The sequence below is a fragment of the Aureimonas altamirensis genome (assembly GCF_001463885.1).
Classification (GTDB): domain Bacteria; phylum Pseudomonadota; class Alphaproteobacteria; order Rhizobiales; family Rhizobiaceae; genus Aureimonas; species Aureimonas altamirensis.
This window is the reverse complement of the sequence record NZ_BBWQ01000015.1, coordinates 33,013-54,957: the sequence shown is the minus strand read 5'-3', so window position 1 is coordinate 54,957 and position 21,945 is coordinate 33,013. Positions and strand designations below refer to the sequence as shown.

At 65.5% G+C, this 21,945-nt stretch carries 21 protein-coding genes and 1 tRNA gene; 10 read left to right on the top strand and 12 right to left on the bottom strand.

Annotated elements, in window-relative coordinates; genetic code table 11:
- Positions 1–4: 4 nt before the first annotated feature.
- A complete protein-coding gene (locus tag AUL31_RS11620) occupies positions 5–1,648 on the top strand; it encodes a Na+/H+ antiporter (protein ID WP_060606371.1) in 1,644 nt (547 codons plus the stop codon).
- Between the two features lie 18 nt (positions 1,649–1,666).
- Here AUL31_RS11620 and AUL31_RS11615 read toward each other — a convergent pair whose 3' ends face one another.
- The 3 genes from AUL31_RS11615 to mscL form a co-directional block, all read right to left on the bottom strand.
- A complete protein-coding gene (locus AUL31_RS11615) occupies positions 1,667–2,788 on the bottom strand; it encodes an AbrB family transcriptional regulator (protein WP_244489390.1) in 1,122 nt (373 codons plus the stop codon).
- Positions 2,785–3,954, bottom strand: coding sequence for a pyridoxal phosphate-dependent aminotransferase (locus tag AUL31_RS11610; protein ID WP_060606851.1), 1,170 nt, complete (start codon positions 3,952–3,954; stop codon positions 2,785–2,787). The genes AUL31_RS11615 and AUL31_RS11610 overlap by 4 nt, the downstream gene beginning before the upstream one ends.
- A 202-nt stretch (positions 3,955–4,156) precedes the next feature.
- On the bottom strand, positions 4,157–4,633 hold the full coding sequence (mscL, locus tag AUL31_RS11605) for a large conductance mechanosensitive channel protein MscL (protein ID WP_039189432.1): 477 nt from the start codon (positions 4,631–4,633) through the stop codon (positions 4,157–4,159).
- Between the two features lie 277 nt (positions 4,634–4,910).
- On the opposite strand from mscL, the gene AUL31_RS11600 reads away from it, so the two are divergent.
- The 4 genes from AUL31_RS11600 (at position 4,911) to AUL31_RS11585 (ending at position 8,305) form a co-directional block, all read left to right on the top strand.
- Positions 4,911–5,915, top strand: coding sequence for an alpha/beta hydrolase (locus tag AUL31_RS11600; RefSeq protein ID WP_060606368.1), 1,005 nt, complete (start codon positions 4,911–4,913; stop codon positions 5,913–5,915).
- Between the two features lie 25 nt (positions 5,916–5,940).
- A complete protein-coding gene (locus tag AUL31_RS11595) occupies positions 5,941–6,294 on the top strand; it encodes a DUF952 domain-containing protein (RefSeq protein ID WP_060606846.1) in 354 nt (117 codons plus the stop codon).
- The gene (locus tag AUL31_RS11590; RefSeq protein WP_060606365.1) at positions 6,291–7,406 is read left to right on the top strand and encodes a quinone-dependent dihydroorotate dehydrogenase; all 1,116 of its coding nucleotides are present in this window, start codon (positions 6,291–6,293) and stop codon (positions 7,404–7,406) included. Before AUL31_RS11595 ends, AUL31_RS11590 begins: the two co-directional genes overlap by 4 nt.
- 62 nt (positions 7,407–7,468) lie before the next feature.
- On the top strand, positions 7,469–8,305 hold the full coding sequence (locus AUL31_RS11585) for a histone deacetylase family protein (RefSeq protein WP_082646915.1): 837 nt from the start codon (positions 7,469–7,471) through the stop codon (positions 8,303–8,305).
- A 2-nt stretch (positions 8,306–8,307) separates the two neighbouring features.
- On the opposite strand, the gene AUL31_RS11580 is transcribed toward AUL31_RS11585, so the two are convergent.
- The 5 genes from AUL31_RS11580 to AUL31_RS11560 all read right to left on the bottom strand — a co-directional run bounded on the left by AUL31_RS11580 (position 8,308) and on the right by AUL31_RS11560 (position 13,055).
- The gene (locus AUL31_RS11580; protein WP_060606359.1) at positions 8,308–9,153 is read right to left on the bottom strand and encodes a DMT family transporter; all 846 of its coding nucleotides are present in this window, start codon (positions 9,151–9,153) and stop codon (positions 8,308–8,310) included.
- Complete coding sequence (locus AUL31_RS11575) at positions 9,150–9,422, bottom strand: DUF6460 domain-containing protein (protein ID WP_060606355.1); 273 nt, start codon at positions 9,420–9,422, stop codon at positions 9,150–9,152. The genes AUL31_RS11580 and AUL31_RS11575 overlap by 4 nt, the downstream gene beginning before the upstream one ends.
- Positions 9,423–9,507: 85 nt before the next feature.
- Positions 9,508–11,151 carry a cisplatin damage response ATP-dependent DNA ligase gene (locus AUL31_RS11570; protein ID WP_060606352.1) on the bottom strand — a complete coding sequence of 548 codons (1,644 nt, stop codon included), beginning with the start codon at positions 11,149–11,151 and terminating at the stop codon, positions 9,508–9,510.
- A gap of 13 nt (positions 11,152–11,164) precedes the next feature.
- A complete protein-coding gene (locus tag AUL31_RS11565) occupies positions 11,165–11,992 on the bottom strand; it encodes an exonuclease domain-containing protein (protein ID WP_060606350.1) in 828 nt (275 codons plus the stop codon).
- 43 nt (positions 11,993–12,035) lie between these two features.
- Complete coding sequence (locus AUL31_RS11560) at positions 12,036–13,055, bottom strand: hypothetical protein (RefSeq protein ID WP_073469322.1); 1,020 nt, start codon at positions 13,053–13,055, stop codon at positions 12,036–12,038.
- Positions 13,056–13,210: 155 nt separating this feature from the next.
- On the opposite strand from AUL31_RS11560, the gene AUL31_RS11555 reads away from it, so the two are divergent.
- Together AUL31_RS11555 and AUL31_RS11550 are read left to right on the top strand one after the other, a co-directional pair.
- Positions 13,211–14,173: an NAD(P)H-dependent flavin oxidoreductase gene (locus tag AUL31_RS11555; protein ID WP_060606345.1), complete on the top strand. Its 963-nt coding sequence runs from the start codon at positions 13,211–13,213 to the stop codon at positions 14,171–14,173.
- Positions 14,174–14,258: 85 nt separating this feature from the next.
- A tRNA-Thr gene (locus AUL31_RS11550) sits at positions 14,259–14,334 on the top strand.
- A gap of 10 nt (positions 14,335–14,344) precedes the next feature.
- On the opposite strand, the gene AUL31_RS11545 is transcribed toward AUL31_RS11550, so the two are convergent.
- The 4 genes from AUL31_RS11545 to AUL31_RS11530 all read right to left on the bottom strand — a co-directional run bounded on the left by AUL31_RS11545 (position 14,345) and on the right by AUL31_RS11530 (position 18,114).
- Entirely contained in the window at positions 14,345–15,955 is a 1,611-nt protein-coding gene (locus tag AUL31_RS11545) for a TerC family protein (protein ID WP_060606340.1), read from the bottom strand.
- A 56-nt stretch (positions 15,956–16,011) separates the two neighbouring features.
- Complete coding sequence (locus AUL31_RS11540) at positions 16,012–16,665, bottom strand: DedA family protein (protein WP_060606337.1); 654 nt, start codon at positions 16,663–16,665, stop codon at positions 16,012–16,014.
- A 143-nt stretch (positions 16,666–16,808) separates the two neighbouring features.
- Positions 16,809–17,585: an anti-sigma factor family protein gene (locus AUL31_RS11535; protein ID WP_060606334.1), complete on the bottom strand. Its 777-nt coding sequence runs from the start codon at positions 17,583–17,585 to the stop codon at positions 16,809–16,811.
- Positions 17,575–18,114 (bottom strand): sigma-70 family RNA polymerase sigma factor, encoded by a 540-nt coding sequence (locus AUL31_RS11530; protein WP_060606330.1) that lies wholly within the window; start codon positions 18,112–18,114, stop codon positions 17,575–17,577. The genes AUL31_RS11535 and AUL31_RS11530 overlap by 11 nt, the downstream gene beginning before the upstream one ends.
- Before the next feature lie 438 nt (positions 18,115–18,552).
- Here AUL31_RS11530 and AUL31_RS11525 point away from each other — a divergent pair, with 438 nt between their 5' ends.
- From AUL31_RS11525 to AUL31_RS11515, 3 genes are read left to right on the top strand one after another with little or no spacing between them, the layout of a single operon-like run.
- Positions 18,553–19,506 (top strand): ABC transporter permease, encoded by a 954-nt coding sequence (locus AUL31_RS11525; protein ID WP_060606843.1) that lies wholly within the window; start codon positions 18,553–18,555, stop codon positions 19,504–19,506.
- A gap of 2 nt (positions 19,507–19,508) precedes the next feature.
- Entirely contained in the window at positions 19,509–20,324 is an 816-nt protein-coding gene (locus tag AUL31_RS11520) for an ABC transporter permease (protein ID WP_060606328.1), read from the top strand.
- Positions 20,321–21,943, top strand: coding sequence for an ABC transporter ATP-binding protein (locus AUL31_RS11515; RefSeq protein ID WP_060606325.1), 1,623 nt, complete (start codon positions 20,321–20,323; stop codon positions 21,941–21,943). Before AUL31_RS11520 ends, AUL31_RS11515 begins: the two co-directional genes overlap by 4 nt.
- The last annotated feature ends 2 nt before the right edge of the window (positions 21,944–21,945 follow it).

The window sequence follows — 21,945 nt, the reverse complement described above, 5'->3', positions numbered from 1 at the left end:
TTGAATGGAATCGGTTCTACCCGTACTTGTCCTGCTCGTCGCCGTCGCGATCAGCGGCACGATCACGCGGGCGCTGCCGCTACCCATACCGTTGCCGCTGGTCCAGATCGCGCTTGGCGCCACGATCTCGGCAAGCTTCGATTTCGGCATTATCCTGCAGCCCGAAATCTTCATGCTGCTGTTCCTGCCGCCGCTCTTGTTCCTGGACGGCTGGAGAATTCCCAAGGACGGCCTGTTCCACGACGCCAGAACCATTCTGGCGCTGGCCTTCGGCCTCGTCGTCTTCACCGTGGTCGGCCTTGGCTTCTTCCTGAACTGGCTTATCCCCTCCATGCCGCTGGCCGTGGCCTTTGCGCTGGCCGCGGTCGTCTCCCCGACCGACCCGGTCGCCGTGTCGGCCATCGCGTCGCGGACACCCATACCCACGCGGCTCATGCACATTCTGGAAGGCGAGTCGCTGCTCAACGATGCCTCCGGCCTCGTCTGCATGCGGTTCGCGGTCGTCGCCGCCGCAACGGGCACCTTTTCGCTGGCAGATGCTTTCGGCAGCCTTGTCTGGATGTCGGCCGGCGGGCTGGCGGTCGGCATCGTGCTCACCTACGCGATCACGCGGGCCAAGCGCTTCACCTCGCTGCGCTACGGCGAGGAAACGGGATCGCAAATCCTCATAAGCCTGCTGACGCCCTTCGGCGCCTATCTCCTGGCGGAGCATCTCGGATGCTCCGGCATTCTTGCCGCCGTGGGCGCCGGCATCAGCATGAGCTATGTCGAGCAGTGGGGCCAGGCGCTTGCCATGACGCGCGTTCGCCGCGCCTCCTTCTGGGATACGGTCCAGTTCGCCGCCAACGGCATGACCTTCGTGATCCTCGGAGAGCAGCTTCCGCGCATCGTCGATGGCGCCGCTGGAGTCGTCCGCGACACGGGCCACCACCAGCCGGCATGGCTGGCCATATACATCCTGGCGATGACCGTGGGTCTGGTGCTTCTTCGCTTCGTCTGGACCTGGACGGCGCTTCGCTTCACCATGTTTCGTGCGGCGCGGCGCGGCCATAGCGTGACGGCGCCCAACTGGCGCCTGGTGGTTGCCACGGCGCTGGCCGGCGTGCGCGGCTCCATCACGCTTGCCGGCGTCATGAGCCTGCCCTTGCTGCTGCCGGACGGCTCGCCGTTCCCTGCGCGCGATCTTGCCATCTTCCTTGCCGCCGGCGTCATCATCCTGTCGCTGGTGATTGCCAGCATCGGCCTGCCGACGGTGCTGTCCGGGCTGCATCTGCCGCCGGAACCGACCCACCGGAAAGAAGAAGACCGTGCGCGGCTGGCAGCCGCGCAGGCCGGCATGAAGGCGGTGGAGACGGCGCAATACCGCCTCAGCGGCAAAAGCGCAGACGAAGCCGACATCTATGCGGATGCGGCCGCCCATATCATGGACGTCTATCGCCTGCGCCTGCAGCGCGGCACCTCTACCGGCGAAGACGCGGAGGCGATGCGCAGGATGGAGGCGATCGAACGCGATCTGCGGCTGGCCGGCATCGAGGCCGAGCGCAACACTTTCTACCACCTGACGCGCACGCACCGCCTGCCGGAAGACATCATGCGCAAGCTGGTGCGCGAGCTCGACCTTCTGGAAACGCGCCTGCGCGGCGGCTGACGCGTTGTGCCGGCCGGTTCAGTGCTCGCGGCCCGTGGCTTCGGTATCGTGGGCGGCCGATGGCAAGGTCGCCTCGGACCGCACTGCATCGGCCAAGGTGGGGGCACGGCGTGGCAGGCGGCGCGCCAGAACGGGCACCAGCAGCACAATGCCGACGAAGCGCACGACATGGTGGGCGGCAACATAGGCGGGGTCGATGTCGAACTGGTAGGCCAGCACCGTCAGCGCCTCGAGCGCGCCGGGCGCATAGGCCAGCGACACGCGGCCGATGTCGAGCCCCAGGGCCCAGATCGCGGCAAGGCCCGACAGCGTCATGATCGACAGTCCGATGACGAACGCGCCGATCGAGGCCGGCAGAAGCTGCGGCAGCGCACCCCTGTCCTCGCGCTGCAGCCGGGAGCCAATCAACGCCCCCATGGCGACAAGACCCGGCGTCGCAATCAAAGGCGGCACGCCCACCGTCACCACGTCCACGCCATGCAGGACGGCGCTGCCGACGAGCGCACCGAGAATGAGACCCCCTGGCACACGGCTGCGGACGCCGGCCCACGCAGCGACCGCGCAGACGACCACCAGAAGCGGATATTGCCACACGGCATCGCCATGGGCGGCCATGGCGGGCACTCTCGATTCATCGCCTTCCAGCCATCCCAGCAGCGGCACCAGCACCGCGATCAGGAAAAAAAGCCGCACTGTCTGCAGCACCGTGATGCGCGTCATGTCGGCGCGCGTCTCGGACGCTGCCGCAAGCACGAAGGACAGCGCCCCCGGCAACGACGAGAAGAGGGCCGTTTCCCTGTCCCATCCGAAGGCGCGCTCCAGAAACAGCATGGTGACCAGCGCTACCACCACCACGCCCGCCATCTGGATCGCGAAGGATAGCGGCCAGAGGGCGAGCTGCTCGATGACCGCAGGGGTGACGCCGGACCCGGCCTGGATGCCAAGGATGAAAAAGGTGATGTCGCGCAGCCAGTTCGGCAGCGATGGCTTGAAGCCGCACAGCACGCTGGCCAGCGTTGCCAGCATGGAGCCCAGCAACCATCCTGCCGGCATTCCGGCCAGATGCGCGACCGCCCCTCCCGCCGCACCGAACAGGAGCGTCAGGGGCAGTCGGGCCGCTTCCGGCATTCCGGACGTCACGCCGCCTGCCGCACCCAACGGGCGATGCGGGCGGCGGCTTCCTCGACTTCGTCCAGGCGCCGGTTGAAGCAGGCGCGCATATAGGGTGCCGCGCTATTGCCGAAGGCGGCGCCCGGCGCCAGTCCGACGCCGGCCTCATCCACGATGCGGATGGCCGCGGCCCGCGCATCGCCGACGCCGTCTATGGCGAAGAAGGCATAGAACGCGCCGGCCGGCATGGTCAGCGCAACACGGTTGGTGGCGCGCAGCGTCTCGCAGAAGATGTCGCGTGCCGTCCGGGCGCGGGCGACCTGGCCTTCCACGAACGCCTCGCCCTCGCGCAGGGCCGCGATGGCGGCCCGCTGCATGAAGGGGGCGACGCCGGAATTGGAGTATTGGACAAGGTTCTCGATGACGTCGCCGAACTCGGCCGGCGCCTCGATCCAGCCCACCCGCCAGCCCGTCATCGCCCAGTTCTTGGAGAAGGAGTTGACGAAGAGGATCGCATCGTCCGGCTGCATCACGTCGTGGAAGGACGGCGCCCGGCCGCCCTGATAGAAGAAGCGCCCGTAGATTTCGTCGGCGATGATGAAGATGCCGGCCGCCCGCGCCATGTCCAGAATGGCGCGCAGCGTATCGAGATCGGCCGTCCAGCCCGTGGGGTTGTTGGGGCTGTTGACGAAGATCGCCTTTGTCCGTGGCCCGATCGCCGCCTTGAGGCGGTCGAGGTCCAGCGACCACATCCCGTCCCGCTCATCCAGGAGCACCTCGACGGCCCTGGAGCCGGAAAGATCGGCGGCGGCCGCGAAGTTGGGCCAAAGCGGACCGATATAGACGAGTTCGTCGCCGGGGCCGGCCACGAGATCGACGGCGATCTGGATGGCGTGCATGCCGGAGCCGGTGACGAAGAAGCGGTCGGCGGTCGGCTCGAATGCGTACAGGTTACCGACATAGTCGGCCAGCGCCTGCCGAAGCTCGGGCAGGCCCCGCTGCCAGGTGTAGAAGGTTTCGCCCGCATCCAGGCTGCGCCGGGCGGCATCCGCGATGAAGGATGGTGTGGCGAGGTCCCCTTCGCCGACCCAGAGCGGAATGAGCCCCTCGCGGCCGCGCGCATAATTGACCAGCGATACGATACCGCTCTCCGGCGCCGCCAGGGCGCTCGTGCTCAGCTTTTGAAGAAGTGTCATGTCCGATGCCCCGGGGCGCAGGATGCCGCTTGAGCGGCCCGATGGTTTGCCATGGGCAGTGCGCCAAACGAGGGTGTCCGTCAAGGGATTTGGATTAATTGCGCGCATGCCGTCAGCCCGGGCGGCAAGCACGCCGTGCCGGCGTCGGGAACCGGCATCCGGATGGCGGGGGGAGCCGCTCGGCTCCCCCAACGGTCGTGGATCAGAAGTCCGTACCCGGAATGCGGCCCGAGCCCGGCGTCGTGCCCGGCCGGTTCGGGTTGCCGGCGGCAAGGATGTCGCGGATCTCTTCGAGAAGCTTTTCGTCGCGCGGGACTTCGGCGGCCTCCGGCGGCTTTGCCTCTTCCTTGCGCTTCAGCCTGTTCATGCCCTTGACCACCATGAACAGCACGAAGGCGACGATCATGAAATTGATGAGCAGCGTCAGGAAGGCGCCATAGGCCAGCACGGGCCCCTGTTCGCGCGCCTGCGCAAGACCGGCCGCCGTAACGTTGCTGGACAGCGGAATGAAGAGGTTGGAAAAGTCTACGCCGCCACCCGTGAGCAAACCGACGAGCGGCATGATGATATCGGCGACGATGGAGTTGACGAGGCCCGAAAAGGCCGCACCGATGATGATACCGATGGCCAGATCGACCATGTTGCCCTTGAGGGCGAACTCCCGAAACTCCTTGAGCATGCGTACCCCTCTTCAGCCCCTGCACTACGCGACACGCCGATGTGATCGGCCGTTGAAGATGAGACAATGTTCTCCGATGCCGACGGATGCAACTCGAAATTGCGTCGCAATACGCTGCGCGGCCCTGCCGCAGCTTGCCAGCGCGCACCGCAATGGTTAAACGCAGCCGCTTTCGCGTGAGACGGCACGCCGGCGCCTCGATGGGCCGGGCGGCGCTTCCCCTGCGGCAGGAAAGGCTTTAGAACGTGCAGACTTGGCGTATGGCGCACGAGGACAAATGACGGGCCAATCGATCGTCATCAACCGGGCAATGTTCGATAAGGGGCTTGTTTCCGACGAGTTGGCGGAACTGAATGCCTCTATCGTCGCATTTCAGAAAACGCGTCCCAGCCCATGGGATTTCCCCGAGGAGGTCGTCCGTGAGGCGCGCCGCGAGGGGAAAGGCGTTTTCCCGCCTGTCGCCCCCGATCCGGATGCGATCACGCGCAGAGTTCGCGGCCGCGACGGCAACGACATTACGCTTCGAATCCTGATGCCGGCAGGCGGCAAGCCGCGCGGCACATACCTGCATATCCACGGCGGCGGCTGGGTATTCGGCGAAGCGGTCGAAAGCGATGCTGCCCTGCGGCGGCTGGCCGACGCGACGGGCCTTGCAACGGTGTCGGTGGATTACCGGCTGGCGCCCGAACATCCCTTTCCGGCCGCGCCCGACGATTGCGAGGATGCCGCCCTTGCCCTGGTGCGCGGCGAAATCGAGGGAGCGCCGACGGATTTTCTGGCGATCGGCGGCGAATCCGCCGGGGCGCATCTCAGCGTGCTGACGCTGCTGCGGCTTCGGGACGGGCATCGCCTGGTGCCGTTTTCCGCCGCCAACCTGAATGCCGGCTGCTACGACCTGTCGCTGACGCCCAGCGTGCGCAATGCCGGCACGGAACGGCTTGTCCTCAACACCGAGGACATCAAGGAATTCGTCATGCGTTTCGTGCCCGAGGCGTACAGCCTGCGCGATCCAGCGATATCGCCGCTTTATGCGGACCTGTCCGGGCTGCCGCCGGCGCTCTTCACCGTCGGCACACAGGACCTTCTTCTCGACGACTCGCTGTTCATGGCTGCACGCTGGATGGCCGCCGGCAACGTATCGGACCTTTCCGTCTGGACGGGCGGCTGCCATGTCTTCCAGGCATTCGGCCGGAAGGCCGGTGAAACCTCGATGAGTGAAATGTCGAAATTCATCGGCGGCATCGCCGATGTCGCGCTGGCCGGTTCGACCGCTGCCCGATGACGTCCCCTTGCATTTCGGACAACCGATGAACCGCAACGAACCCATCTATAAGCTCGTCCCGGCCCAGATCTGGGCACAGGCCGAGGAATCCGGCCGCTTCACGGGCCTGCCCGTCGACCTGCAGGACGGCTTCATCCATTTTTCGACCGGCTCCCAGCTACGCGAAACGGCGGAAAAGCACTTCAAGGGCCAGCGCGACCTGCTGTTGGTGGCTGTGGACCCGCGCCGGCTTGGAGCGGAACTGCGCTGGGAACCATCGCGCGGCGGCGCGCTTTTCCCTCATCTCTACGGCGACCTTGCCATGGACAGCGTGATCTTCGCCACCGAGATTGGGCTGTCCGAGGATGGTCGCCACGCATTTCCGGAGTCTATCCGATGAGCGTCGCCTATCGCTGGGCCAAACCATTGCTGTTCCGGCTGGACCCGGAGCAGGCCCATACATTGTCCATCCGCGCCCTGAAGACCGGGCTGCTGCCGCGCATCGAAGTGCCGACAGACCCGCGCCTGAAGGTTGAGCTGGCCGGGCTGTCCTTCCCCAACCCGCTGGGGCTGGCGGCAGGCTACGACAAGAACGGCGAAGTGCCCGACGCCATGTTGAAGATGGGGTTCGGCTTCATCGAGGTCGGCACCGTCACGCCGCAGCCGCAGGAAGGCAACCCGAAGCCACGCATCTTCCGCCTGCCCGAGGCCGGCGCCATCATCAACCGGCTGGGCTTCAACAATGACGGCCACGCCGAAGTTGCCGCCCGCCTGAAGAAGCGCGTGCGCAAGGCGGGTATCGTCGGCGTCAACATCGGCGCCAACAAGGACAGCGGCAATCGCATCGCCGACTATGTCGCCGGCGTTCACTGCTTTGCGCCGCTGGCCAGCTATCTGACCGTCAATATCTCGTCGCCCAACACGCCGGGCCTGCGCACGCTGCAGAAGGGCGACGAACTGGTCGAGCTGATGCACGCGGTGGCCGCAGCGCGCGACGGCGCGGCCGCGCTGGCCGCCGTGCCCCCCTGCCCGATCTTCCTGAAGGTGGCGCCCGACCTGTCCCTGCCGGAAATCGGCGCCATCGCCGACACGGTGCGCAAGTACAAGCTGGATGGCCTGATCGTGTCCAACACCACCCTGTCGCGCTACGGCGTGGAAGGGCGCGAACACGGCGAAGAATCCGGCGGCCTCTCGGGCCGGCCGTTGATCAGCCGGTCCAGCTTTGCGTTGGCGGCTTTCCGCAAGGCGCTCGGGCCGGACTTTCCGCTGATTGGCGCGGGCGGCGTGGAAAGCGCCCGCACCTGCCTGGCCAAGATGGAGGCCGGGGCAGATCTCGTGCAGTTCTACACCGCCCTCGTCTATGCCGGGCCTCGCCTGCCGCTGCGCATTCTCAACGGCCTCGTGCACTATCTCGACAAATCGCGCGCGCCGAACCTCAGGCGTATCCGCGATACGCGCGTGGATGAAATACTGGAGCGCGGGCCGCCACCCGCCGAACAGGTCGGCAACTGACGCCGCCATTCATCCACCATCCTGCCTATGATGCCCTTTTCGATACGGGGCACCGCTTCCCGATGTCGAAATTCTCCAGGATCGCGCAGATCCTGCGGGAGGACGGGGTCGTCGGGCCCGAGGGGTTCCACCCTGCCGCGCCGGCTCTGGAAAGCTGGCTGGAGCGCGCGCACGACCCGGGCTATGTGCAACGCATCGTCACCTGCACCACCACCCCGCAGGAAGACAAGGCCATCGGCTTCACCGTGGACGAGCGCGTCGCCAGGCGCTCTCTGCACGCCACCGGCGGCACGGTGATCGCGGCGCAGCTTGCGCTGGATGTCGGCCTTGCCTGCAATACGGCGGGCGGCAGCCACCATGCCTCCCGCAGCGGCGGAGCGGGGTTTTCCGTCTTCAACGATGTGGCCGTCGCCGCGGCCACCCTTCTGGCGGATGGTGACGTCGCCCACATCCTCGTCTTCGATTGCGATGTCCACCAGGGTGACGGAACCGCCCGCATCTTCGCGGATGATGACGCCGTCTTCACCCTGTCCATGCATGCGGCACGGAACTATCCTTACGAAAAGGCCGTCTCCGACCTCGATGTCCCCCTGCCGGACGGCATGGTGGATGCCGCCTATCTGGCGATGCTGCCGGCCCTTCTGGACGAAGCGTTGCGCCGCGCCCGCCCCGACATCGTCTTCTACAATGCCGGGGTGGACCCGCATGCCGACGACAGGCTTGGCCGCCTGGCCCTCAGCGACAATGGCCTTGCCGAACGCGACCGGCGCGTCATCGGTTTTTTCCGGCAGCGGAACATACCGGTGGTCGGCGTCATCGGCGGCGGTTACAGCCGCGACATCGACACCCTGGCACGCCGGCACACCATCCTGCACCGCGTGGCGCGCGAATTTAGCTGACGCTACTTGGCGGCCCGCAGCAGAAGAACGCCCATCAGCGTCACGAAGGACGAGGCGATGCGCCGCCAGTCCATCCGCTCGCGCAGGATGAAGGTGCCGATCAGGATTGCGAAGACGATGGAAATCTCGCGCAGGGCGGACACCATCGCGATAGGCGCCTGCGAGAAGGCCCACGTCACCAGCGCATAGGCGATAAAGGACACCGGCCCGCCGATCAGCAGCGCCCGCCGCCCGGTGGTGAAGCTGTTGCGGATGGCGGGCGGATGCCGCCAGCCGATATAGGCCGTCAGCAACACCGCGTTCAGCGTAGCGGATGCGCCATAGAAGGCGAAGCTGTTGCCGGCCAGGCGCGCGCCGATGCCGTCATTGACGGAATAGGTGGCGATGATGGCGCTGGTGGCCAGCGCCCAGAGCAGGCCGGCGCGCGTCAGCCGACGGCTGCCCCGGCCGGCAAAGACGAGGCTCATGACGCCGCAGGCGATGACCATGACCGAGGCCGTCTGCAGCGGCGTCAGCACCTCGCCGACCAGCAAGGTGCCGGCAATGGCCGTGATGACGGGCGCCGCGCCCCGCGCGATGGGATAGACCTGCGTAAAGTCCGCCGCGCGATAGGCATTGAGCAGGCAAACGAAGTAAAACGTGTGGATCAACGCGGACGAAGCGACATAGGGCCAGCTTTCCGCCGCTGGAAGGCCCGCGGCCAGAAGGCAGGCCACGGCCAGCGGCACACCGCCGACCGAGACACCGAGCGCGCCGGCATATTTGTCGCTTTGCGTCTTCAGGAGGGCATTCCACAGCGCATGAAGAAGCGCCGCGGCAATGACCGCCGTAAAGACGAGTGGCGTCATGAGCGCTTGCCCATCTTGGCAAGCCGCGAGATCAGGAAGATCGGCACCACGATCACCGCGCCGAGCAGGAAATAGTCGATGGCGCGGTTGAGCGAGCCGAAGACGGAATTCCAGAGATAGCGCCCGAAATCGACCACCCAGTCGACGAGTTCGACGGGCCGGATGTCGAACCAGCTCATCAGGATACCGACGAGCAGCGACAGGATCGCCAGCCGCACGATGACCGACAAAGGCGATCCACCCAGAAAATTGGAAACTGAACCCGGCATGGACACCCTCGTCTGTCTGTTCGGCCTCACTTATGCGTGCCTTGCGGCAGAGGCAAGGCGATCTACCGCGCGAAACCTTTCGTCATCATTGCAGCATCGCCTGCAACGTATCCAGCCGGTCGGCCTCGAAGGCAGGCTTGTCCCAGCGCAGGCGCGAGACGCGCGGAAAGCGCATGGCCACGCCGGAGCGATGGCGGGCCGACTTCTGCAGCCCCTCGAAGGCGACTTCGATGACGAGGCCATGGTCGGGCTCTGCCCGGACGGATCGTACCGGGCCGTAGCGCTCTATCGTATTGTCGCGGATGTATTTGTCGAGCCGGCGCAACTCCTCGTCGGTGAAGCCGAAATAGGCCTTGCCGACCGGCACCAGTTCCGGCGCATCCTCCGGCCCCGTCCAGACACCGAACGTGTAGTCCGAATAGTAGCTGGAGCGCTTGCCATGGCCACGCTGCGCATACATCAGCACGGCATCGATAAGATGGGGGTTCCGCTTCCACTTGAACCATGGCCCCTTCGGGCGCCCCGGCACGTAGGGCGAGGTGAGTTGCTTGAGCATCAGCCCCTCGATCACGCTGTGGGGCGGCTCTGCCCGCATCGCCGCCAACTCGCCCAGGCTGCTGTAGGCGACCTGGTGCGACAGGTCGAAGCGCGTCGGCTCCAGATGGACCAGGAACGCTTCCAGCCGGCGGCGCCGCTCGGTATAGGGCAGCGCCCGTATATCCTCCGCGCCATCCTGCAGAAGGTCGTAGGCACGCAGGAACACAGGATATTTGCGCATGACGGCGGCGGACACGGCCTTGCGGTTCAACCGTTGCTGGAGATCGGAAAAGCTCGCCGCAACGATACCGCCGCCTTCGACAGCCGGCTCGTCGGGCAAGGCCGCGCGCGCCACCAGAAGCTCGCCGTCCAGCGTGCCGTCATAGGTCATGTAATCGACAAGATCCGGAAACGAGCCGGAGATATCGTCGCCCGTGCGTGAATAGAGCCGTCTGACGCCGCCATCCACCGTGGCCTGCACGCGGATGCCGTCCCATTTCCACTCGGCGGCATAATCCTCTGGCTTGATACGGGCCTGGTCGCCATCCTCCAGCGGCTGCGACAGCATGACCGGGCGAAACGGCGCGCGGGCCGCCGATGCCGGCTTGTCCGCCCGCCCCTCCAGCCATGCGAACAGATCCTCGTAGGGCGGTGTCAGCCCGTGCCACAACTCCTCGATTTCGGCGACGTCGCGCGTTCCGAAATCGGCAAGCGCCTGCTTGGCCAGCCGCGAGGAAACGCCGATGCGCAACGAACCGGTGACAAGCTTCAGCAGGGCATATCGCCCCTGCGATTCCAGGACGTCCAGCCACGCTTCCACCAAGCGCGGGCCTTCCGCACGCGTGGCGCCGTCCAGCGCGTGGATCACCTCCGCCAGACCGGGTGGCGCAGGCAGCGGCCCCGAAGCACCCGCCGGCTCCCGCTCGGGCCATGCCAGGGCGATGGTTTCCGCCAGGTCGCCGACATAGTCGTAGGAATAGCCGAACAGCACCTCGTCCATCCGCTCGGCCATCAGCGCGCGCAGCATGGCGGGCTTGACGCTTCGTATGTCCAGCCCACCGGTGATGGCCGCCAGCGCATAGCCGCGCTCCGGGTCCGGCACGTGCCGGAAATAATCGACGAGGAGGCGCAGCTTGCCGTTACGCTGCGGTGTCAGGAGCAAACGGTCGAGAAGCTCGGCGAAACGCTCCATCCCGTCGCGGCCTTCAGGACGCGATCGCGGCGATGACGGGGCCGCGCGCGATGCGCTGAAGCTGCTCGGCCTGCCGGCGCTTCAGATGGTGGCGGGCAGTATAAGCGGCGTCCGCCTCCATGTTGGGCTGCATCACCACCCATTCCAGATAGTCGGTCGGCACGTTGCCGAGGGCGATGCCCTTGTGCTTGCCGAAGCGGAAACGCGCCAGCAGCGCCGGCTCCAGCGTAACGCGCTCCGCGCGCTCGATAAAGTCGTCGAGGCCCTGGCAGAACGGCAGGAGCTGCTCCGAAATCCGCCGCATCAGGATGGCCGTGCACAACGCATCGTACAAAGCGCGGTGCGGATGCAGCCCCTCGAGCTGGCCCTGCACTTCCGACAGATCGAGAGGCAGGTATTTCACCAGGGATTGCAAGCCGTGCGATCGCACGTCCGGAAAGGCGCGCAGGGCAAGCTTGTAGGTGCAGAACCAGCGTCCGGTGAAGCGCAGCCTGTCCCGGTCGAAGCTGGCACGCTGCGCGGCATAGGTTTCGACCCCTTGCGTAAAGGGTGCGGCGGCCTCGGCAAACGGCGGGGCGCCGACCAGCATCTCATCGGTGATTCGGTGCACGCGCCTTGCGTGCTCGGTGATGATGACGCCGCCCGGGTCTGCCAGGGTCTGCATGGGGTTGAAGATGCGGCCGGTGGCGAGGTCGAGGTCGACGGAGCCGATTTCGATGACGGCATCCTCGGCCACGCGTGCCTGACCGGCCGTCTCCGTATCGATCACCCGAACCACCGGGTTGCCCGGTTCGGCGAACAGCGACAGCGTCTTTTGCGAGGCGGGGAACAACTCTTCCATCGCCTCACAAAATGGGGAGATGCCGGCACGAAGGCAAGTAAAATCAGCCTCCTACGGTCAAGGCCCAGAAGAATGTCGGGTCTTCCTGCTGGAAGCCGCGCTGCTCGCTGGAGAAAACGTAGAGACGGCCGTTACCTGCTGTCGCCAGGCCGACCACATTGCCGAAATTGTCGTTGCCGGCATTGGCCGGGTTGGCCGAATCGTACTGCCGCTCTTCCTGGTCGGCCAGGAAGTTGCGGCCGATGACGGCGGAGAAGCCGTCGGTCAGCGGGCGCAGTTCGGCGCGCAGGCGTTCGCCCGTGGTCTTCTCCAGAAGCAGGCCGCCGCCTTCCAGCGCCGAAACGGTGCAGGTGTGGTTTCCAACCAGCTTGGCCGGCTCGTTCATGAAGCCGTAATAGTAGATCGAGCACGGCACCTTGCCCGGCATCGCGGAGCGCGGGGCCGCCAGGGTATCGGAGGGGGTTCCGGCCACCAGCTCGCTGAAAGACAGCGCAACATCGCGCACGCTGTCCACACCGGCGATGCCCGTGCCTTGGGGATGCTCGAGAATCGTCTGGGCGATCACCTGCGGAAGCCGCGTGACCTTGCGCTGGTCGCCCGCATCCAGCAGCGACAGGGTCGCCTCGCATTCTTCCGTGCATTGGCCGCCGAACGGCGCGACGACGCCGGCGCTCGTCCCCCGGTCGACACGCGCGGATTTGCCGGTTTCCTCGGCAAGGCCGGGCGCTTCGCTTGTGGCAAGGTCCAGCGGCGCGCTGACTTCTGCCGTCCGGGATTGCTTGTCGAAAACGCAGACCACCGAGCGCACATTGGCAGAGCCCTTTTCCATGCCCGTCATCAGTGCGTATCCGAAGGTTTCCGAGCCGAACGGGTCGATGACGATGGCCGGTGTTTCCACCAGTTCTTCGCCCTTCGTCAGGCACGTCTTGCGGACATCGGCACGGAATTCGTCCCATGCCTCCTCGCTTGCCGCCATCGCCGCCCCAGCGCTCAACACCGCACCGGCCAACGCGCCGGCCCAGACTGCGGTGCGGCGGCTGCGCCCGTAGAACCTGCAATTCATGTAACCAGTCCCCTCTCGTCACCTGCCCGACAGAAACCTTGGCCGGGATCGACGGTTCCAGTGTTGACCATGGGAGATGGGCAAAGTCTTGACCTTTCGGGCCGCGATCGATTTGGTGGCCTGGCAACTTACGTTTACGTCAATCGGGAGGAACGATGTCATTGCCGGCCAGCATGCAAGCGCTGAGGTTGCCCGTCATCGGCGCACCCCTGTTCATAATATCCAATCCGAAGCTGGTTCTGGCGCAGGTGACTTCCGGCATCGTCGGGGCGTTTCCGGCGCTGAATGCCCGGCCGGAATCGCTGCTGGACGACTGGCTGGACGAGATCGCCTCGGGAATCGCCACCCATGATGCAGCCAATCCCGACCGGCGCGCGGCCCCTTTCGCCGTCAACCAGATCGTCCACCGCTCCAATACACGGCTGGATCGCGATCTGGCCCTTTGCGTCAAGCACCGCGTGCCGATCGTCATCACGTCGCTCGGCGCGGTGGAAGAGGTGAATCAAGCCGTGCACGGCTATGGCGGCATCGTGCTGCATGACGTGATCAACGACCGCTTCGCGCACAAGGCCGTGGAAAAGGGCGCCGACGGCCTGATCGCGGTGGCGGCGGGCGCCGGCGGCCATGCCGGGCAGCTATCGCCCTTTGCGCTGGTGCAGGAGATCCGCCGCTGGTTCGACGGGCCTTTGTTCCTGTCCGGCGCCATCGCGACCGGCGGCGCGGTGCTGGCGGCGCAGGCCATGGGCGCGGACGGCGCCTATATCGGGTCTGCCTTCATCGCGACGGAAGAGGCCAACGCCTCCGACGCCTATCGGCAGGCCGTCGTCGACGCGCATGCCAGCGACATCGTCTATTCCAGTTACTTCACCGGCGTATCGGGCAATTATTTGCGGGCTTCCATCGAAGCGGCCGGAATGGACCCGGATAACCTGCCCGAGGCGGACAAGAGCAAGATGGATTTCGGCGCTGCCGCCGGCGGCGACAAGGCAAAGGCCTGGAAGGATATCTGGGGTGCGGGCCAGGGAGTCGGCGCGGTCGATGCGGTCGTGCCTGCGGCCCGGTTGGTGGACAGGCTTGCCGGCGAATACGAGGCGGCGCGCCGGCGGCTGGCGCTTTAGCACGGCCGAGGGGGCTGGTTTCGCAAAATAAGGCTTGAACGGCGCCCGGATGGGATGTATCAGGGCGCCGTTCCTACAGGAACCAGCCGCTTTAGCTCAGTTGGTAGAGCACATCATTCGTAATGATGGGGTCAGGTGTTCGAGTCACCTAAGCGGCACCACTCATCCCCTTCACATTGCTGTCGATGCCTGCACCTGGAGCGGCTGGGTTTCCACCTCCTGCGCTGCATTGCCGTCTGACGATGCCTCCCGAATGCCCACCTTGCCGATGGTCCGGCCCGCGAGGGACCGCACAGTGAAGACAAGGCCGCCGTCCTCGAACGTCTCGCCGACGCCCGGCAGATGGCCAAGCCGCGTCAGGACGTAGCCCGCCAGCGTGGAGTAGCGGTTGGCGTCGTCGACAAAGTCGCGATCGAGGATGCCGGAAAGCTGCCGGATGTCCATGAAGCCATCCACCTCCCAGGATCCATCGTCCTGCCGCAGGGCGACGGCGGGCGCTTCGTCGGTGTCCGGGAACTCGCCGGCGATGGCCTCGAGAACATCGGTGGGTGTCGCGATGCCGTCGAAAGATCCGTACTCGTCGACGATGATCGCCATCTGCACCGGAGAGGCGCGGAGCTGCTCCATGACGCGGAGGACATTGGTGCGCTCGTGGACCACTACGGGCTGGCGTGTCATGCGCGGCCAGTCGATCGGCCGACCGTCCGCCAGCGCCAGCAGCAGGTCCTTCACAAGCGCAACGCCGACGAACGCGTCGACCTGGCCACGCGCCAGGATCACGCGGCTGTGCGTCAGGGCTCGAATGTCTTCGGCAAGCTCTTCGGCGGTACCGTCCAGATCCAGCCACTCGACCTCGCCGCGTGGACTCATGATAGAGGCGACCGGGCGTCCACCCAGCCCCAGCACGCCGCGGATCATCTCCTTCTCCTCGGTCCGGAAGATCTCGCCGCCGGCGGTCTGTTCGGCGATGACGTCGATCGTCTCCGACAGCGCCGCATCGTCCGAGCGACCGCCAAGCAGCCGCAGGACCGCCTGCGAGGTGCGCTCGCGAAGATCGTTGGTGGTGACCACCTTCTCGCGGTTGCGGCGCGCGAACTGGTTGGCCGCCTCGATCAGCACCGAGAAGCCGATGGCCGCATAGAGATAGCCCTTCGGGATGTGGAAGCCGAAGCCCTCGACGACGAGCGAAAAGCCGATCATCAGCAGGAAGCCGAGACACAGGATAACCACGGTAGGATGCTTCGAGACGAAGGCCATCAGCGGCTTCGAGGCGAGCAGCATGACGGTTATCGCAACACAAACCGCGGTGATCATCACCCAGAGCTCGTCCACCATGCCGACGGCGGTGATGACGCTGTCCAGCGAGAAGACGGCGTCGAGCACGACGATCTGCGCGATAACCTGCCAGAAGACGGCGTGGACGACCTTGCCTTCCTTCGGCTTGTGCACGCCCTCCAGCCGCTCGTGCAACTCCATCGTGCCTTTGGCAAGCAGGAAGACACCGCCGAAGATCAGGATCAGGTCGCGTCCGGAGAACGCCCAGCCGGCCAGCGTGAACAGCGGCTGCGTCAGCGTCACGATCCAGGAGATCGAGAACAGAAGGATGATGCGCATCACGAGCGCCAGCGACAGGCCGATGACGCGCGCCTTGTTGCGTTGGTGGGCCGGCAGCTTGTCGGCGAGGATGGCGATGAAGACCAGATTGTCGATCCCGAGCACGACCTCGAGCACGATCAGCGTGGCAAGACCGATCCAGATTTGGGGATCAGCGAGGAATTCCATGGTGGTTGCGTCCTGAAAGTGGCGAAGGGCGATAAGAGGAAGTGGATGTCAGGCCGTCAGCGGTCGATGCCGGCGCGAATGCGGCGCGGCCGACGGCTGGTGAGGAAGCGCTTGCCGCCCCATACGGTGGCAACGAGCGTGATGGCGAGAGCGAGCGCGACGATGCCGAGGCCGCCCTCGCCTGCAACGGTTCCGACTTCGCCCGCGCCACGCGCTCCGAGATAGCCGGGCGCCAGCATCAGCGGCGCCCAGAGGACGGCCGAGGCGACGTTCGCCAACTGAAAGCGGGTCTGGCTCATGGCCATCATTCCGGCGACGAGCGGCACAGTAGAGCGGATCGGCCCCAGGAAGCGGCCCAGGAACACGGCGGCAAAACCATATCTGCGGAAAAACAGCCGCGTTCTGGCGATGGCGTGCCGGTATCGCCGCAGCGGCTTGCGGTACACGACACCCGGCCCCAGCCAGCGGCCGATTCCATAAGAAAGGATGTCTCCGAGAATCGCGCCGAGGATCGCGCCGCCCAGCACGGGAATGGGATCGACGACGCCCGCTCCGACCAAACCGCCGAGCAGGAGCATGATCGCCGTGGCGGGGATCAGCAGGCCGGCGAGTACGAGAGACTCACCCAGGCTGATCAGGGTGACGATGGGGAACGCCCAGGCCTGATGCGTGCGGATAAGGTCGCCGAGGTCGGCAAGAAAGGAGTCCATCGAAGTCCCTGTCATGATTCATGAAACCGGCCGGAACCAGTGGTTCGGGCCCCTCCGTGTCGCCTTGCAAGGCCGGGCACGAAGTGAAAAGGAAAGTGGAAGGATGCGCACAAGCAGCGCTCAAAGCGTCGTTCATGGGTCGCTCAGCGGAGCCCGGCCGCGATGCGTTCGCCCTCGTACTCCAACGCATCGCGGGTGACGCCGCGGCTCACCAGCGCATAGGCGACCTCGCCGACCTGCCAGTAGGCGGCCGTGGCGTTGCCTTCCACGAAGGCGCCGACCGGCAATCTGTCCACCGTGCCGGGGCGGGTAGCGAACAGAGAGACGTTGCCGAGCTCTGGCGAGCCGAGCGCCATTTCGAGGCTCGGCCCGAAGGTCGACGGAAAGACCTGCACGTCCAGCACCGTCCAGTCTTCCGGCAGGTCGGGCACGCGTATGGCGGTAGCCGAAAGGATTTCGACCGGGTCATAATCGGCGGTCTCGACCTGGGAAACCATGGCCGCACGGATCGCGCTGGTGCCGTGCGAGCGGATCGCGTCCGCGACGAAAGGCGGTGGCGGCGCAGAGGCAACGCTTTCCCGGATACCGAGCGCGTTGAATTCGGCATGTGCAATCCAGCCGATGCCGAGCATCAGTGCCAAGGCCGCAACACGCGAGAGACGGCGCAGGATGCCACGCCGCGCCATCGACCGCCCCAGCCAGGCGGCCTCCTTGTCCATGCGCGGGTCCGAGCGAAGCGGGACGGACGAGATCGCGATGCGAAGCTCGTCGCGGGTCCGCAGCTCGTCCATCATCTTTGCCGCCTCTTCCGGGCGGCCAGCCAGATAGGCCTCGACATCGATCCGCCGATCGACCGGAAGCTGGTCGTCGACATAGGCGGCAAGGTCGAAATCGGTGATCGGATCGACATCAGAGCGCATCGCGTCGTCCTCCGGCGGGGAACGGCAAGACCCGGACGTCGGACGGCCCGTCCTCCAGTTCGCGCAGGCGGGCGCGGCCCCGCGACAACCGGGAAACCAGCGTGCCCACCGGAATGGAAAGCGTCTCGGCCGCCTTTTCGTATGAAAGTCCCTCGACGGTAACCAGGTGCAACGCGGCGCGTTGCTCTTCCGGCAGGGTCAGGAAGGCGCGATGGACGTCCGCGAGCCGTGTCGACCCTTCCTGCCTTCCGCTCACCGAAGGTTCGATATGCAGGGCGATGGCCTCGTCGCGATGGCGTTCCGATCGCTTCCGGCGCGCCTGGTCGACGAAGCGATTGTGCAGGATCGACATCAGCCATGGCCGCAGACTGTGCCCGGATTTGAACTGGGCGCGCTGCTCGAAGGCACGCAGCAGGGTATCGTGGACGAGGTCTTCCGCCTCACCCACGTCGCGCGTCAAAGACAGCGCGTAGCGCCGCAGGGGGCCCAGCAGCCCGATGACATCGTTGTCGCGCTTATCCTTGCTCATGATCGGTATACGAACGGCAGCGTGTTTCCATCCCTTCGCCTTCCGATTCTTTTTCGAGCGCCGATCAGGTTCCGCCCCCGGTACGATGCCCGTTGCCGGGCGGGCGGCAGGCGGGACTGCGCACATTGACTATCGCGCCGTTCGTGACATTAACGCTACTCCTCGGGTGCCAAGGCGCGGAGTTGCGGCAGGCGGACGACATTTTCGCGGAAATTCTGCGAAAAGGGTTTTCTACTGTTCTTCACTCGCTACACGGAACGACGCCCACTGCGGGTACTGCCAGGCCGAGGAGCGGTTCAGACACGGCGACTGCCGTCGATGCTCCGACATCGCGCCTTGATTCTGGAAGGTATTGAAGACCCAATGTCAGACCAACTCTACAGTGCAGGACCAACCGAGCTGGAGCTGGCTCCAGAGCGCGTCAGCCGCCTGGCCGGCATGACCCTGGGTGACATCGTCCTGCGCCGCGTGATGTTTGGACTGATCCTCCTTCTGGCTGCGACGCTGGTCATCTTCCTCGGCACGCAGGTGCTTCCGGGCGACGTCGCCACGGCCATCCTCGGCCAGCAGGCAACGCCGGAAGCGGTGCAGAACATCCGCAACGCGCTGGGGCTCGATCAGCCGGCGATGCTGCGCTACCTCCAATGGCTGGGCGGCGCTCTGACCGGCGATCTCGGCACCAGCTACTCCAATGGCCAGCGCATCGCGGACGGACTGTTTCCAAGACTGGCCAACACGCTTTCGCTGGCGGCCATGGCCGCAGCGGTTGCCGTTCCCACTGCGATCATACTGGGGGTCATCTCCGTTCTCTACCGGGACCGTCTGTTGGACAAGGCGATCAACATCGTCACCCTCGGCGTCATCTCGCTTCCGGAATTCTTCGTCGGCTATCTGCTGATCACCTACGCCTCCGTCCAGTACGGCCTGGCGCCCAGCAGCGCCGTGGTCCATGACGGGATGTCCTTCGGCGAACGGCTTTGGACCATGGCCCTCCCCTGCGCAACCCTGGTCATGGCCGTGCTGGGCCACATGATGCGCATGACGCGCGCCGCGCTTCTCAACGTCATGGAAGCCCCCTTCATCGAGACGGCACAACTCAAGGGCCTTCCCGCCTGGCGGATCCTTTACCGGCATGCCTTGCCGGCAGCGCTCGGCCCCATCATCAGCGTGGTGACCCTGAACCTCGCCTATCTGGTCGTGGGCGTCGTGGTCGTGGAGGTCGTCTTCGTCTATCCGGGCCTTGGCCAGTACATGGTCGATCATGTCGCCAAGCGCGACATACCCGTCATCCAGGCCTGCGGGGCGGTGTTTGCCGCCATGTACATCTTCCTGAACGTGCTGGCGGACATCGCGATCACCCTGGCCAACCCCCGCCTCCGCTACAGGAGATGAGCATGCGCGCGCAGAGCCCCTTCACCATCGCAGCGGCCGTCATCCTGGCCGGCTTACTGGTCATCTCCATCTTCGCGGGCGTCATCGCGCCCTACGATCCGACGGCAGCCGTCGGCTCGGTCTGGGAGCCGCCATCGGACATGTACAGGCTGGGCACCGACAGCATCGGGCGGGATATGTTTTCCCGCATCGTGTGGGGTGCCCAGATCACCTTTCTCGTTGCCATCGCGGCAACGCTGCTGGCCTTCCTGATCGGCGGCACGCTCGGCTTCATAGCGGCGGTCCGGGGCGGATGGGTGGATCAGGTGCTGTCGCGTCTCAACGATCTGTTGATGGCGATCCCGACGCTCATTCTGGCACTCGTGGTGCTTGCGGTTCTGCCGAAGACGATCACGGTGCTGATCCTGGTGGTCGCGACATTGGAATCCACCCGCGTCTTCCGCGTCAGCCGTTCGATCGCGTCAGAGATCGCCGTCATGGATTTCGTGGAAGTGGCCCGTGCGCGCGGCGAAGGCTGGACCTACATCATCGTCCAGGAAATGCTGCCCAATGCGCTGTCCCCGCTTCTCGCGGAACTCGGACTGCGTTTCGCATTCTCGGTGCTTTTCCTTTCCTCCCTGTCGTTTCTCGGGCTCGGCATTCAGCCGCCGCTTGCCGACTGGGGCATGCTCGTCAAGGAAAACAAGGACGGCCTGATGTTCGGCATCGCCACCGCGCTCATCCCCGGGGCGGCCATCTCGCTTCTTGCCATTTCCGTCAACCTCGTCGTCGACGGGCTCATCAACCATACCTCGCGCCTGAAAAGGAGAAGCGCATGACGCCAGCTCCCCTCCTCAACGTGCGCGGCCTGACTCTTTCGGCCGGGCCGGACCGCGCCGGTGCCGCGACCATCGTCGACAACGTTTCCTTCAGCCTGGAACCGGGAAAGGTCATCGGCCTGATCGGGGAAAGCGGAGCCGGCAAGTCGACCCTGGGCCTGGCTTCGATCGGCCATCTGCGGAGCGGCATCCACCACGTCTCCGGCTCGGTCGAACTGCAGGGACAGGATCTTTACGCCCTGTCGCCGCGCGCCCTGCTCAAGCTGAAGGGCGACACGGTATCCTATGTCGCCCAGTCGGCGGCCGCCGCCTTCAGCCCCAACCACCGCTTGATCGACCAGGTCATAGAGGCGGCGGTATGGCATGGCACGTTGACGCGTCAGCAGGCGCTGGCCCGGGCAAAGGAGCTGTTCGCGCTTCTAACGCTTCCCGACCCCGAAAACTTCGGCAACAAATATCCCCATCAGGCCTCGGGCGGACAGTTGCAGCGGGCAATGACGGCCATGGCGCTGTGCAGCAATCCGGCGCTGGTCGTGTTCGACGAGCCGACGACCGCTTTGGACGTGACCACACAGATCGACGTTCTTCTGGCAATCAAGAACGCGATCAGGATCACCCGCACCGCGGCGGTCTACATCACGCACGATCTGGCCGTGGTTGCGCAGATCGCCGACAACATCATGGTGCTTCGGCACGGTAAGACCGTGGAATACGGCTCCACCGAGGACATCATCGAAAGGCCGCGTCAGGACTATACGCGCGCGCTCGTTTCGGTGCGGCGGCATCGGCACGATGCGTCCGACACCTCGGCCTCGAAACGCCTTGAGATTTCCGGAATCGCGGCAAGCTACGGCAAGATGCCTGTTCTCCACGATGTCAGCGTCTTCGTCGAAGAAGGGCGCACCTTGGCGATCGTGGGGGAGTCAGGCTCCGGCAAGTCTACCCTGGCGCGGGTGGCCATGGGCCTGATGGAGCCGACCAAGGGTCACATCGTTCTGGATGGCAGGCGTCTGCCGGCATCGGTGACGAAGCGCAACCGGGACGATCTGCGCCGGGTCCAGATCATAAACCAGATTCCCGATGTCGCCCTCAATCCGCGCCATACGATCGAGCGGATCATATCCAGACCCCTTAAGCTCTATTTCGGCATGCGCGCGGCCGAACGGCGCGCCCGTGTGCGCGACCTCCTCGCCGAGATCGAGCTGCCGGAATCGATTGCCCATCGCTTTCCGGCCGAGCTTTCGGGCGGCCAGAAGCAACGCGTGTGCATCGCGCGGGCCCTGGCCGCGCAGCCCGACGTCATCGTCTGCGACGAGCCCACCTCCGCACTCGATCCGCTCGTGGCCGATGGCGTTCTGAAACTGTTGCGCAAGCTGCAGGTAGAGCGCGGCGTCTCTTACCTTTTCATAACGCACGATCTGGAGACGGTGGAGGCGATCGCCGATTCCATCGCGGTGATGCGGGAAGGCCGGCTCATCCGGTTCGGAAGCAAGCAGGCCGTCCTGTCGCCCCCCTTCGACAGCTACACCGCGCAATTGCTGGAGTCGGTACCGAAGATGCAACGCGGCTGGCTCGAGACCGTGCGGCCGTCACCGGCCCTCGGCGCCGTGCCGGCATAGGA

Coding starts and splice junctions, on each gene's coding strand:
- AUL31_RS11620 (WP_060606371.1), top strand. CDS start 5: ATGGAATCGGTTCTACCCGTACTTGTCCTGCTCGTCGCCGTCGCGATC.
- AUL31_RS11610 (WP_060606851.1), bottom strand. CDS start 3,954: ATGACACTTCTTCAAAAGCTGAGCACGAGCGCCCTGGCGGCGCCGGAG.
- mscL (WP_039189432.1), bottom strand. CDS start 4,633: ATGCTCAAGGAGTTTCGGGAGTTCGCCCTCAAGGGCAACATGGTCGAT.
- AUL31_RS11600 (WP_060606368.1), top strand. CDS start 4,911: ATGACGGGCCAATCGATCGTCATCAACCGGGCAATGTTCGATAAGGGG.
- AUL31_RS11595 (WP_060606846.1), top strand. CDS start 5,941: ATGAACCGCAACGAACCCATCTATAAGCTCGTCCCGGCCCAGATCTGG.
- AUL31_RS11590 (WP_060606365.1), top strand. CDS start 6,291: ATGAGCGTCGCCTATCGCTGGGCCAAACCATTGCTGTTCCGGCTGGAC.
- AUL31_RS11585 (WP_082646915.1), top strand. CDS start 7,469: ATGTCGAAATTCTCCAGGATCGCGCAGATCCTGCGGGAGGACGGGGTC.
- AUL31_RS11580 (WP_060606359.1), bottom strand. CDS start 9,153: ATGACGCCACTCGTCTTTACGGCGGTCATTGCCGCGGCGCTTCTTCAT.
- AUL31_RS11575 (WP_060606355.1), bottom strand. CDS start 9,422: ATGCCGGGTTCAGTTTCCAATTTTCTGGGTGGATCGCCTTTGTCGGTC.
- AUL31_RS11570 (WP_060606352.1), bottom strand. CDS start 11,151: ATGGAGCGTTTCGCCGAGCTTCTCGACCGTTTGCTCCTGACACCGCAG.
- AUL31_RS11565 (WP_060606350.1), bottom strand. CDS start 11,992: ATGGAAGAGTTGTTCCCCGCCTCGCAAAAGACGCTGTCGCTGTTCGCC.
- AUL31_RS11560 (WP_073469322.1), bottom strand. CDS start 13,055: ATGAATTGCAGGTTCTACGGGCGCAGCCGCCGCACCGCAGTCTGGGCC.
- AUL31_RS11555 (WP_060606345.1), top strand. CDS start 13,211: ATGTCATTGCCGGCCAGCATGCAAGCGCTGAGGTTGCCCGTCATCGGC.
- AUL31_RS11545 (WP_060606340.1), bottom strand. CDS start 15,955: ATGGAATTCCTCGCTGATCCCCAAATCTGGATCGGTCTTGCCACGCTG.
- AUL31_RS11540 (WP_060606337.1), bottom strand. CDS start 16,665: ATGGACTCCTTTCTTGCCGACCTCGGCGACCTTATCCGCACGCATCAG.
- AUL31_RS11535 (WP_060606334.1), bottom strand. CDS start 17,585: ATGCGCTCTGATGTCGATCCGATCACCGATTTCGACCTTGCCGCCTAT.
- AUL31_RS11530 (WP_060606330.1), bottom strand. CDS start 18,114: ATGAGCAAGGATAAGCGCGACAACGATGTCATCGGGCTGCTGGGCCCC.
- AUL31_RS11525 (WP_060606843.1), top strand. CDS start 18,553: ATGACCCTGGGTGACATCGTCCTGCGCCGCGTGATGTTTGGACTGATC.
- AUL31_RS11520 (WP_060606328.1), top strand. CDS start 19,509: ATGCGCGCGCAGAGCCCCTTCACCATCGCAGCGGCCGTCATCCTGGCC.
- AUL31_RS11515 (WP_060606325.1), top strand. CDS start 20,321: ATGACGCCAGCTCCCCTCCTCAACGTGCGCGGCCTGACTCTTTCGGCC.